Raw genomic sequence first — 13,170 nt, forward strand, 5'->3', positions numbered from 1 at the left:
ACCTACATAAAGAAAGAGGCGGATTATCTTTGATTGATTCTAAATTTCAAGATTATAAAAGTGTTATTATTGCTGGAAGGCCAAATGTTGGAAAATCAACTTTATTTAATAAGCTTTTGGGCTTGAATAGAAGTATTACTGATAAGGTTTATGGAGTTACTAGAGATTTAATAAAAGAAGTTTGTATAGTAGATTCTTATAGGTTTGATTTGATTGATGCTGGTGGATTTACACTTTTAAAGGATGAACTTAGCAAGCTTGTGGTTAATAAAGTTATAGGTTTGCTTGATAATGTTGATTTGATTTTACTTGTTTTAGATGTAAATGAAATGTTATCAGAAGATTATGAACTTATTGAAAAATTAAGAAAATATAGTTATAAGATAGTTTTAGTATTAAATAAAATAGATAGTCATCATAAGCAGGTTTTGTCTTATGATTTTCAAAAATTAGGCTTTAAAAAAAGTTTTTTAGTTAGTGCTACGCATGGAAAGGGAATTGATAAGTTAAGGAATTTTTTAAAAGATTCAGTAGGTAAATTAGCAAGTGATGATAATAATGTTGATATTAAAATTGGTATTATAGGAAAGCCCAATTCAGGCAAGTCTACTCTTATTAACTTTTTAGCAGGACATGAAGTTTCAATTGTTTCTTCAATAGCTGGTACTACAAGAGATTTTATTAAATCAAAATTTCAAAGAAATGGTAAAACATTTGAAATTGTTGATACGGCTGGAATAAGACGTAGAGCAAGAGTAAATGAAGTTATTGAGCATTATTCTGTAAGTAGAGCTTTAAGAGTAATTGATATGGTAGACATTGTTTTTTTGTTAGTTGATGTTAAAGAAGACTTAACAACTCAAGATAAAAAAATAGCTCATTATGCAACCAAAAAAGGAAAAGGTATTATTATTGTATTTACCAAATGGGATCTTGTGGAGTCAAAAGGTAGTTATTTTGAAGTTTTAAAGGATCGTGTTAAGTTCTTTTTTCCAGTTTTGAACTTTTCTCCTATATTAAGAATATCTGTTCATAACAAAATGGGAATAGATAATATTTTTAAAGAAGCAATTAAGTTAAAAACACAACTTGAACTTAAGACAAGTACTGCTGATTTGAATAAGATGTTAAGTTTGTGGATTAAGGATTATCATTTAAATGCTTCACATAAAGTGAAATATATAACTCAGGTCAGTGTTAATCCTGTTAAGTTTATTTTATTTGCAAATAAGATAACTAATTTCCCAAATTCTTATTATAATTATTTAGTAAATAATATTCGTAAAATTGGTTATTATAATATTCCAATTTTAGTAGAACTAAGATAAAAGACAGAGACTTATAGTGAGATATATATTTTTATTTTTAATATTTGGTAATTTAAGCTTATTTGCATTTGAAAAATTTCTCTCTAATTTTAGTATTAGAGCAAATTATGCAAAGTATTTTAATTCAAGTGATTCTGTTGAAAAAATAAAGTCCCAAAAGTATTATATTTCAGATAGTTATTATGTTGAAGTATCAAGTTCAATATTGGGAGATTATGCATACTATTCTTTTTTTAATCGAAAAGATGGTGCGTCTTATATATTTTCAGGATCTTATGTGATTAAAGTTGGAAGACATGGTATTGAACAGGTAAAGATATTTTTTTTAAATAGAGCAGATACTTTTATTAGAATAAAAGCAAATGAAAATAATATTTATTCTAGTGCCGATTTTTATTTAATAGATACTTTGATTCATAAAGATATTAAATTGCCTTTTAAAATTGGTGATATTGCCATTGGTTCTTTTTTAAAAGTATCTGAATATATTAGTGATTTTATTGATTTTAAACTTTTTAATCCTCAACATCTTAAAGTCCATGAAAATATTTCTAATCTTGTTGAGAGTCTTAGAACTTTTTTAAAGACTTCACCTCCAATCTTGGAAGTACATGATGGAGCTATGAATGAATTAGGTGAGATGGTCTATATTAAAACCGGTGAGCCTCAACGAGAGCTTAGAGGTTTTAATTGTTCTGGATTTGCAAAATGGATTGCAGATTCAATGTATAAAACAATGACGGGAAAGCTTTTAAAAATAGATGATCTGAAAGTTAGGCATATTGGAATAAGAGGTAATGATTTTACTAATTATTATGAATTTAGTTTAGACCCATTTTTTGGACTTGACTGGACTCGTAATATTGCCTATAAGCTTAAAAATATTAATTCTAAATTGAATTTGTCTAAGATAAATGAGTTGGATATAAATAGTATTGATTTTCTTAAATATATTGAAAATCGTGGATATGAGATTGATAATTTAGAATTTATTTTGTATTATCTAGCTTTAAAAGAGCCTGGTCATATGTATTTGGGTTCAATTAGTACAACAATTGATAAATTTCCAGGCAAATTGTTTCATAAGCATGTTGTTGTATTATTTCCATTTATTGATCAAGAATCTATTTTTAGAATAGCCTTAATGGAAGTTAATAATGAAACTTCTATCAAATCTCTTAAGAGTAGATATCCAAATTCATATATTCATTTAGTTAGAGTCAAAGTTCCAAGTAATATATCTATAGTGCCAATACCAAAAAGGAATAATTAGATATTATGATAAAGGCTGTGATATTTGATCTTGATGGGACCCTTTATCCTGAGAGTAGTCTAAATTTATTAATGTTTTATGATTTTTTAAAGAATATTAAATTTTTTTTAGCTTTTAAAAAGGTAAGAAAAGAAATAAGACTTTTGCAAAGTGGGCTAAATATTCCTTCCAATAGGAATGAATTGGTTTCTATGGAAGTTGAAATGCTTGCTAATTATTTGGGTTTTAGTCCAAATAGGTGTGAATTTTTATTAAATAAAATATACTATGGGGAATCTTTTAGAAATAAATTTAGAGATCTAAAACCGTATGCAGGTGTTCATGATTTAATTTATGCTCTTAAATATAAGGGTATAAAATTAGGTGTGATGTCAGATTTTCCTATTGCAACTCGTGTAAGCAATTTGTTAGGTATTGAGGATAGTTTTTGGGATATTCTTTATTCATCAGAGGATACAGGATACTTAAAGCCAAATAAAATAGCTTTTTCAAGGATTGTAGATGAATTAAGAATAGATAATAGTCATATTTTGTATGTTGGCAATTCTTATGAATATGATATTTTAGGTGCTAGTAGTGTGCATATGAGAACAGCTTATTTTTCTAAAAAAAGATTGTTGAAATGTATTAAGTGTGATTTTATTTTTAATAATTATAAAGACTTGCAAAGATATATACTTTTAAATATATAGAGTTTGGGTAAAATATTTATGGTAGATTTTGTAACCATTTTAATTAATCTTTTATTGGTTTTTATAATTTTATTTATTTATAGGCAATATGATAGGCGTTCAAGAGCTTTAGACAAGATTAAAAAATTTGTTGATATTGCTAAGGATAATCTTGAAGATTTCATTGATGAAAAGACAAAAGAGATCAATAATCTTGCTGTTGATATGGAGGCGTATCAACGTTCTGGTATAGAGATCATAAAAAAAATAGATGAAGTTCAGCAAAAGATTAAAGATAAAAGTAATGATTTTGCAGAGGTTGAAAAGAAAATAGCTTATCACGATTCCATGCTTAAAGAGCTAGATGACATGGCCCTTAAGGTACAAGATAATATACAAAGACTTCAAATGGATGGAAAAATAGTAGATAAACTTTCAAAAACCTTAAAAAATTTTAATACTCAGATTGATTCTATTGATTCTAGATTAAGTACAGTTTTTGAACAATTTGATAAGATCAATAGAGAAAATATTGAAGCAGTCAAGCTTGAGAGTTGGGATAAATTTGATAAAACTATTAAAGAATTTAGTATGAGAATGGATAATTTAGATAGAGATCTTGTTTCTTATCAAGAATCTTTGGTAATTCTTGACGAGAAAAAGAAAGATATGTTAGATAGGGGTAATGAAAAGCTTGAGAATGAATTTAAGACATTTTTGCTTAAAATGGAATCTAGTATAGATAATTATGATAAATCGATGAAGGATTCTTTTATATCATATGACAATAAATGTAAATCAATAGAAAATTCTCTTGAACTTATTATGGAACAAGCTAAGACCAAGATTAATGATAAAGAAGATTTCATATTAACTAGATTGAATAAAGAATTACAAATCAAATTTGATGAAGTTTTTATGTATGTTGATGATCGTTCCAATCAGATGAAAGATAAACTTGAAGATAAATTGACATTAGTAGATAATGAGATTTCTTCTATAAGCTCTGTTTTTAAGGACAATACCTATTCTAGATTAAGTTCTCTTGAAGAGACTATAAAACAAGAAATGAGGCAGTATGAAGAACAATTTTCAGATGTTTTAGAGCAGTTTAGAGTTCAAGTTGAAGCTAATGTTGGTGATGTGTATAAAGAATATGAAAGTAAGATAAATCAATTTGATCAAGATATCAAAGAGAGGATAGAACTTAGTTTAGAAAATGCTAATTTAAGAATAGAAAGTGTGCAAGATAATGTTAAAACTTTGCTAGATGATCTTGAACAGGATTCTAACAAAATATATATTGGATTTAAGGCAAAAGTTAAAGGTGATATTGATAATTTTAATGATAATATATTTTCAAGGATGAATAATATTGGAGATGAGTTGGAATTAAGGCTTTCAAATATTACAACAGATATTCAAGATAAGATCTCCAAGTTAGATAATAGCTTATACTTAGATCTTGAAAAAATAAATGATAGGTTTGTTCATGATTATTCATATTTAGATGATAGTATTAGTTCTAAGTATGAAACCCTATTTGAAACTTTAAAATTAAAAAGTGGTGAATTAGAGACACAACTTGAGAATAGATATAAGGATGTTACAGATAAGTTTGAGCGTAATATTAATGATTTTACTTTGAAGTATGATGAGAAATTTAATCAAATTTCTCAAAGATCAGATTCTGATTACCAAAATTTTGAAATCACTAGTAAAAAAATAAAAGAGGGTATCAGTTCTTTAAATGATTTATTGATTAAAGATTTTGAAGCTTTAAGAAGAGATTTCGAGCTTAATTTAAATAATATAGTTACTGATATTGATAATGAATTGTCTCTTTTAAAGAGTCGTTATGGAGAAGATATAGGTGAATTTATTAGGCAAATGGAAAATAGTAAGTTGCAGCATGAACATTGGCAAAGTGAAGTGCATTCAGATTTAAAGAATGTTAAATCTGATTTAAGTAAAGCAAATGAAGAGTTTTTACATTTAATTGAAGTTCAAAGAACAAAAGGGAAAGAACTAAGTGAAAATATTTTTAATGAACTCTCAGAACATGTTCAAAATAAAGCAATGGATATGCATAGTAACTGGAAAAATGAGCTTGTTATTTTAAACAAATCTTTACTTGATATTAAGATTTCAAGTGAAGATTTGCTCTTATCAGTTTCTTCAAAGATCGAGTCTTTTGAAAAAGATTTTGGTGAAAGACTTGAATATGTAACATCAAAGACAGAAGATTTTGAAAATTCAATATTAGATAAGTATAAAGAATTAAGGGATATGTCTTATAAGAATGGTGAAGAAATTTTATCTGGGGTTAAGGAATTTATAGATAATCAGGCTGAAATAATGCATGACAAAATCATTACTATGCTTAATGAGCTTAATAATGGATGTTCTAATAAAGAGGAGTTACTTAAAGACAAAATAGAAGAGCTTGATTGTAGGATTAAAGACATTAAAGTTGAATGTGAAGATGTTTTGAGTAATTTTAGGTCAGATCTAGATGGATTTATTGAATCTAGAGTTCAAAAAGTTTCTGAAATTAAAATAGATAATCAAAAACAAATAGATAATTTTTTAAATAGAATATCGGAAGATATTTTAAGCAGAAGGGATATACTTCAAAGTGAAATAGATATTAAGCTTAATGATTGGCAAGGTAAGTTAAGTGAAATATCAGTTAATATTGATAATGTGTTATCATCAGGAAAAATCGATATAACTTCTATTGATTCTGAGATAAATTTAAAGATCAAAGAGCTTAAAACTACTTTTGAAAGTCTTGAAGGTTATTATCTTGAAAAAATAGATGAGTTTAGAAATCAAGGAAATATATATGCAGATGAGCTTTTGAAAAACATTATAAATCATTTTGATTCAGATACTAAAGAGCTTGATGAGAGTTTGTCTAAAAGGTTTGCTACAGTTTTAGAGAGATCAGAAGAGTTTGTTAAGGAAGTTGATAGTTTGCTTAATGATAAAAGGACAGATATTACTTCATTCCAGGCAAATATTGATATTACTATTGATTCTTTAAATTCAAGATTTAATGATGTCAGTAGGGAAATTAATGATAAATATAGTAAAGTAATATCTGATTCTAGGGAGTATTCAGAGAGTCTTGCAAATAAATTAGAAAATGAAATAGGGTATGATATTGAAAATTTAAGTAGAAGGCTTTCAGATAGAATAGATGTTCTTAGTAAAAATATGGGTGAAAGTTTAGATAACTTTAAATTATCTTTTGATATGTCACAATATCAAGTAGAAAGTTTTGAGATTAAACTTAAGGGTATAATAGAAGAAGAGGAATTAAGGATTAGTAAATTGCTTACAGAAATTGAGGAGCAGTATAAGTTTAGGCGAGAAGAGGCAATTGACTACAGGAAAAGCATAGATAATGATATTTCTCAATTAAGAAATCACTTTATAGGAGTGATCAATGAGATTAGGAATAATATTGAAGACAAATCTGATTTTTTAAATGATCTTTATAAAGAGAGATTCAAAATTATTGAAAATAACTTTGATGAGAAATATTCATCATTTTTTATTGAGATTGAAGGTGCTATTTCAAAAATTCGAGATGAAATATATAAGATATTGATGGATAATGACAAGCATTTAAGGGCAAAAATTTCTGATATGAATAATAATTTTGAGATGATCGAGGAAAGAGCAAAAGAAGTTCTAGAACTTGAAGAAAATCTAAAGAAGAGAATAAATGAGAGTCATCATAACATACACCATCAATTTGATACTATTAAATCTCAAATTGAGGATGAAATGAAAACTCAATTTGATACATATATGATAAAAGCTATTGCTTCAATTGATGAAGAGATTAAAAAGTATGAGCATGGTATTAATGATAAGATATCTGCTCTTAAGTCAATTAAAAATAGTTTTTCTATGATAGAAAAGGACTTAAAGGATAAAATTAGCGAATATCATGGTGAATTAGGTAAAGCTATTGATTTAAGATATAGTGAGATTGAGGATAAGTATGACCAGAGGCATTTACTAATAGAAAAAAAAATCGATGATAATACTAGTTTAATTGATGAGATGATTGCTCATAAATATTTAGAAATTGAAGATAAATATAACAAAAGATATTTACTAATAGAGAAGAAAGTAGATGATGAAACTAGTTTGATTGATAAAATGATTGCTCATAAATATTCAGAGCTTGATAGCAAATATTTGAATATGCATCTTGATATAGAAAATAAATTAAATTCATCTATGTCTGCTTTGAATGCAGAAATTTTTCATTCAAGTGAAAAGATGGGTAGTGCGATTAAGGAGCAATTGAACAATCTCGATGATCTTAAACTGAGTTTAAGTAACATTGAAGAGGATATATTAAAGCTTAAGGAAGATTCTTATCATAATGTTTCATCTCATCTTAAACTTCTTGAAGAAGATTTTTTTAAAGATTTAAAGACAAGAAGCGAGAATTTAAAAACTTCTTTGGATAATTTTGTAATATTGTCAGGTCAAAAAATGGAAGATTTAGAAAGAGATATAATGAAGAGTTTGGAAGATAAGTCTATGCTTTTGAATAACTTTAAGACTGAGATTGATCGGGAACTTATGATTAATAAAGAAAATTTTTACTCAGAGTTTAATAAAGAGTTTGATAGCAGGAAAAAAGATGCAGAAAGCAAGATAATTTCAATGGAAAGTGATGTTATTAATAGAATAGATGAACTTAGTAGATTAGTGGACAATCGTAAAAATAGTGTTGACTCTTGGTTTGCAAAAATTAAAGATGATATTACAAATTGGCAAGAGAATACTTATAAAGAACTTGAAAAACAAGCAAGTATTACAAAGGATAATTTAATTGAAATTAAGGATGATGTTGCTGCTATTGAGAGTGGCTTAGAAACTGTTAGGGACAGTGTTAATCAACGATCAAAAGAAATTTTTGATCGTTTAAATGGAGATATTGAGGATTTTGAAAGCAGGTCTTATCTTAACTTGAGTAGTATTTCAGATAATATTCAAGAGAAAGTTTTAAATATTGAAAGTGTTATGGATTCTAAGATTAGATCTATAGACGATAAGATAAGTTCTCGTGTTGATGAGCTTTCAACACAAATTGAGATTAAATTTTTAAGTCAGCATAAAGATATTGAAGATAAAATTACTCAGGCTAATGAAAAATTAGAACATGAATTTAATCTAGTAACTTTTAGGATTGAAGAAGAAAAGCAAGCGATTGCAGGTAAGTTTTTAAATGATAAAGATAGTTTTAAAGAACAGGTCAAATTGATGCATAATGATATTTTAAATATTTCTGAAAAATTAGATTCATATAGAGTTCAGGTTGAAAGCACAATTAGAGAAAATTATGATTCTTTTTCCATTTCTATGAAAGAGGAATATGTTGCTTTTGAAAATGAAATTAAAAATAGTATGAATTATTCAGATGAAGAGCTAAAAACTTTAAGAGATAGTTTAAAAATCCAAGTAAATAGTATGGAGTCTGAATTTAAGAATAAATATGATCAAATGATCAAGGGTATTGATGAAAATTTATCACAGCTTAAGTTAAGGGTTTCAAACTATGATAATGATCTTAATCATTTTATTGATGAAACCAGGGATAATTTGCTTGTATATAAGCTTGATTTGAAAGAAGATCTTGATAGTCGATATTCTTCTATGAGTGCTAAGCTTGAGAATTTTAAGAATCTTGAAATTGAACTTGATAGAAGTAACGAGACGATTAAGGAAGTTTATTACTTCAAAGATAAATTGGAAGAGTTACGGGAAGTTTTAGTAAATGAAATTAATCTTATTAAAGGATATAAGGGTGATTTTGAAAATATTAATAGAGAGATTGAAGATATCAAAAGTAAATCATCAGATGTTATTGAAGTATTTAATGATTTAAAGATGTATCAAATAGATATAAATGAAACTAAAAAAGATCTTGATCAGTTTCTTGAATTTTATGCTTCCTTTAAGGAGAGATATAAGAAATTTGCAGAATCTTATGATGAAATTCAAGTTTATAAAACTAAGCTTAGGGAGATAAAGGAAGAACAAAATAATATTCTTGACAATTATGATAGGATTAGTAATAAAGATAGTATATTAAAATCTACATTAGAATCTGTTGATAAAAATTTTGATTTGATAAGTGAAATAGAGGATAGAATGCAGGTCTTATTTAAGGAGAGTGCTGGATTTCAGCAAAGTCTTTCTGATTTAAAAGATATTATGTCAGAATTGTTGGTAAATAAAGATTTATCACAAGAAGTGCTAGATAATGTTAAAACTCTTAAAGAAATGCTAGGAGAGGTTGAAAGTAAATTGGAATATACTATGGATATAAGAGAAAAGGTGGCTAAGTCTGAGACACGGTTGGAAAATTTGAATATTGCTGCTGAAGAGAGAATTAAAACACTTGGAATTCTTGTAAAAACAGAATCTAAGTATAAGGATAATGTTGGTCTTAATAACGAAACAGTTAGAGATTCTGTCATTAAACTTATGAAACAGGGGTGGAGTGCTTTGGAAATTTCAAGGGCTACTAAATTGTCTGTTGGAGAAGTAGAGCTTATTTTGGAACTTGGGATTAGTCATAAAAGTGATGATTAATGAGACATTTTAATGGATAATAAATTTGAGATAATAAAAACATTACATCCTCTTGAGATAAAAGTAATTTTAAATTATGAAGATGGAGATGAAATTTTTGCTTTAAGGCTTGCTAATGATTTGCTTTATAATGAAGGACAATCAAATAAAACAATTGAGTGGCTTGTTTCTAAAGGTATTCTTAAGGAAACTTACAAAAAGATCAATATATTTTATCGTTTAACTGAAAAAGGCTTAGATGCTTTAGATAATGGCTTGGTTGAAGAGAGAATAGTTAATTTAATATCTAATAAAACAGTTTTAATTTCCGATTTGTCTTTAGAATTAGGGGTTGATATTAGAGATGTTGGCAAGGCATTTGGTAATCTATTTAAAGAAGGAGTTATTTCTTTGGGATTGAACAAAGAGATTCTTGCTAAAGATTTGGAAAAGCGTTCTAATTATAAAATTCTTAAAGAATTGCTTACAAATGCTAGAGAATGTGATCTTTTAGAAGAAAATTTATCTCAAGATGAAGTATTAGTTATTTCTGATTACTCTAAAAAGAAAGGTGCTAGTAACGTGCTATTTAAGATAGTAGAAAAACTAGACTTAAGATTTGCATTATCTAAGTTTGGGTTGGTGATAAAATCTGAACTTAAGAAAAATAATCTAATAGGTGACGAGATTACAAAGTTGACACCTGAGATATTAAAAGAAAAATCTTATGAAAATAGAAATTTCAGAGCTTATAATATTCACATTTCATCAAATAAGACCTTTATTGGGCGAGCCAATCCTTATTCGGAATATATTTCTAAAGTTAAAGATAAACTTGTAAGTCTTGGTTTTGAGGAATTTGATGGTCCTTTAGTTGAGAGTGAATTTTTTAATAATGATGCTCTTTTTATGCCACAATTTCATCCTGCGCGTGATTCAAAGGATGTTTACTGTATTAAAGAGCCAAGTTCATTAAAATCTTTGCCAGAACCTTATTTTTCTAATGTTAAAGCTGCTCATGAGAATGGTTATATTACAGGTTCAAGAGGTTGGAGATATAATTTTAGTGAGAGTATTTCAAAAAGATTGGTACTTAGGACTCAAGGTACGGTGCTTTCTGCAAAGCAATTAATGAATGCCAAAAATCCTGGTAAATATTTTGGAATTGTTAGATGTTTTCGATATGATCAAGTTGATGCTACTCATGGAGTTGATTTTTATCAAACAGAAGGAATTGTTCTTGGAGATGATGTTAATATAAAAACTTTACTAGGCCTTCTTGAAATTTTTGCTAAAGAATTGGCTGGTGCTACTGAGATCAAATATGTTCCTGCTTATTTTCCATTTACAGAGCCTTCAATTGAGGTTCATGTAAAACATCCTGTGCTTGGTTGGTTTGAGTTAGGTGGGAGTGGTATTTTTAGGCCAGAAGTTACAAAACCTTTTGGAATTAATGTACCTGTTATTGCTTGGGGTATTGGTCTTGATAGAATGGCTTTAATGCATTTAGAGCTCAATGACTTAAGAGATCTTTTTACTCATGATATTGGTGATGTTGTGTTAAGACGAGGGAAAATAAATGCCTAAGATTGAAATTGATAAAAGCATTTTGTTAGAAAAAATAGGAAAAGATTTAACTCATTCTGAGCTTGTATCTATTCTGGAAATGTTTAAGGCTGAAATTTGTGAAATTGATATAGTGAATGATAAAATAAAAATTGAATTTAATGATACAAATAGACCAGATTTGTGGTCTTGTGTAGGGCTTGCACGTCAAATTAAGATTTGCCTTTTTGGCAAGATACCTGAATTTAAATTTTTCTCAATGTCAGATAATTTGCAACGATTTTATGGTGAAATTCTAGTTAGTTCTGAAGTATTTGCTATTAGGCCTTTTATTTTTGGATTTTTGGCAAGAGGAATGATTTGTGATGAGAAAATACTTGAAACTTTAATTCAGTTTCAAGAAAAGCTTTGTCATAATTATGGACAGAAACGTAAAAGAGTTGCAATGGGAATTTATCCATCAACTTTTATTGAATTTCCATTAAGGTATATTACTTGTAGTTCTGATAATAAATTTATTCCTTTAGGTATGGATATTGAAATGTCTGTTGAAGAGATTAATAATGAACATCCTAAAGGAATAGAGTATTCATCAATTCTTAAGGATTTTGATCAGTATCCTTTGTTATTAGATTGTAAAGATAAGGTTCTCTCTTATCCACCGGTGATCAATTCTCATGATATTGGGGCTTTAAAATTAGGTGATTCCAATTTATTTATTGAAGTTACAGGAACTAATATCGAAGCTACTTTATTATCTTTATCAGTTATTGCTTGTGATTTGCATGACATGGGTTTTGAGATTTTACCACTAAAGACCGTTTTTCCTAAGGAGACTATATTTGGAAAAGCAATAGTTTGTCCTTATTATTTTCAAAATAGAGTAGATGTTAATGTCAATAGTGTAAACAGAATGCTTGGTAGCAATTTAACAATAAATGATGTGCAACGTGAATTAAAAAAATTAGGTATATCTGCTTTTTTGAGTAAACTAGATAAATTTTACATTATTCCGCCTGTTTATAGAAATGATTTTCTTCATGAAGTGGATGTTATTGAAGAAATAATGATAGGCAAGGGCCTGGATAGTTTTAAGCCAGAGCTTCCTAAAAATTTTACTATAGGAAGATTAAGTCAGATAGAAGAATTTTCAAGAAAGCTTAGAAATTTGATGATCGGAATGGGATTTCAGGAGATGATTTATAATTATCTGGGTTCCCGAAAAGATTTTATTGAAAAGATGAATATTGCGGGTAATGAACTTTTAAGTGTTGCTAATCCAATGACAGAGAGTTATGCCTATGTTAGGGGTTCTATAGTGCCCGATTTACTTAAATCTGAGAGTATTAGCTCCAATTTTCCTTATCCGCATAAAATTTTTGAGATCGGTAAGGTAGCTTTAAAAGACTTAAATAGTTCTGATGGTACCATTACTTCTGATAATTTGGCTTTTTTAATGGCCGGTAAAGATTTTTCATTTAATGATATTAGTTCTTTAGTTTCATCTCTTTTTTATTATTTAAATATTGAAATTAAATTAAAAGAATCAAGTAGAACTCTTTATATAGATGGCAGAAGTGCTGATATTTTAATTAATGATGTCATTATAGGTAATTTTGGTGAAGTATCGCCTTATATATTGAGTAATTTTGGAATTATGGTTCCATGTTCTGCTTTAGAGATTAATCTTAATAAGCTTTTAAATTAATACAAAACATCAAAA

The 13,170-nt window shown here is 27.6% G+C and carries 6 protein-coding genes; all 6 read left to right on the forward strand.

Features of this window, described 5'->3' with window-relative positions; translation table 11 throughout:
• Positions 1-29: 29 nt before the first annotated feature.
• From der to pheT, 6 genes are read left to right on the forward strand one after another with little or no spacing between them, the layout of a single operon-like run.
• The gene (gene der, locus K5563_RS02545) at positions 30-1,328 is read left to right on the forward strand and encodes a ribosome biogenesis GTPase Der (RefSeq protein ID WP_221037433.1); all 1,299 of its coding nucleotides are present in this window, start codon (positions 30-32) and stop codon (positions 1,326-1,328) included.
• 16 nt (positions 1,329-1,344) lie between these two features.
• Complete coding sequence (locus K5563_RS02550) at positions 1,345-2,601, forward strand: hypothetical protein (RefSeq protein ID WP_221037434.1); 1,257 nt, start codon at positions 1,345-1,347, stop codon at positions 2,599-2,601.
• A 5-nt stretch (positions 2,602-2,606) separates the two neighbouring features.
• Positions 2,607-3,293, forward strand: coding sequence for an HAD family hydrolase (locus K5563_RS02555; RefSeq protein ID WP_221037435.1), 687 nt, complete (start codon positions 2,607-2,609; stop codon positions 3,291-3,293).
• 18 nt (positions 3,294-3,311) lie between these two features.
• Complete coding sequence (locus K5563_RS02560; protein ID WP_221037436.1) at positions 3,312-9,902, forward strand: hypothetical protein; 6,591 nt, start codon at positions 3,312-3,314, stop codon at positions 9,900-9,902.
• A 12-nt stretch (positions 9,903-9,914) separates the two neighbouring features.
• The gene (locus K5563_RS02565; RefSeq protein WP_221037437.1) at positions 9,915-11,468 is read left to right on the forward strand and encodes a phenylalanine--tRNA ligase subunit alpha; all 1,554 of its coding nucleotides are present in this window, start codon (positions 9,915-9,917) and stop codon (positions 11,466-11,468) included.
• Entirely contained in the window at positions 11,461-13,155 is a 1,695-nt protein-coding gene (pheT, locus tag K5563_RS02570) for a phenylalanine--tRNA ligase subunit beta (protein WP_221037438.1), read from the forward strand. The genes K5563_RS02565 and pheT overlap by 8 nt, the downstream gene beginning before the upstream one ends.
• Positions 13,156-13,170 lie beyond the last annotated feature (15 nt).

The organism is Borrelia sp. HM (assembly GCF_019669085.1).
Classification (GTDB): Bacteria; Spirochaetota; Spirochaetia; order Borreliales; family Borreliaceae; genus Borrelia.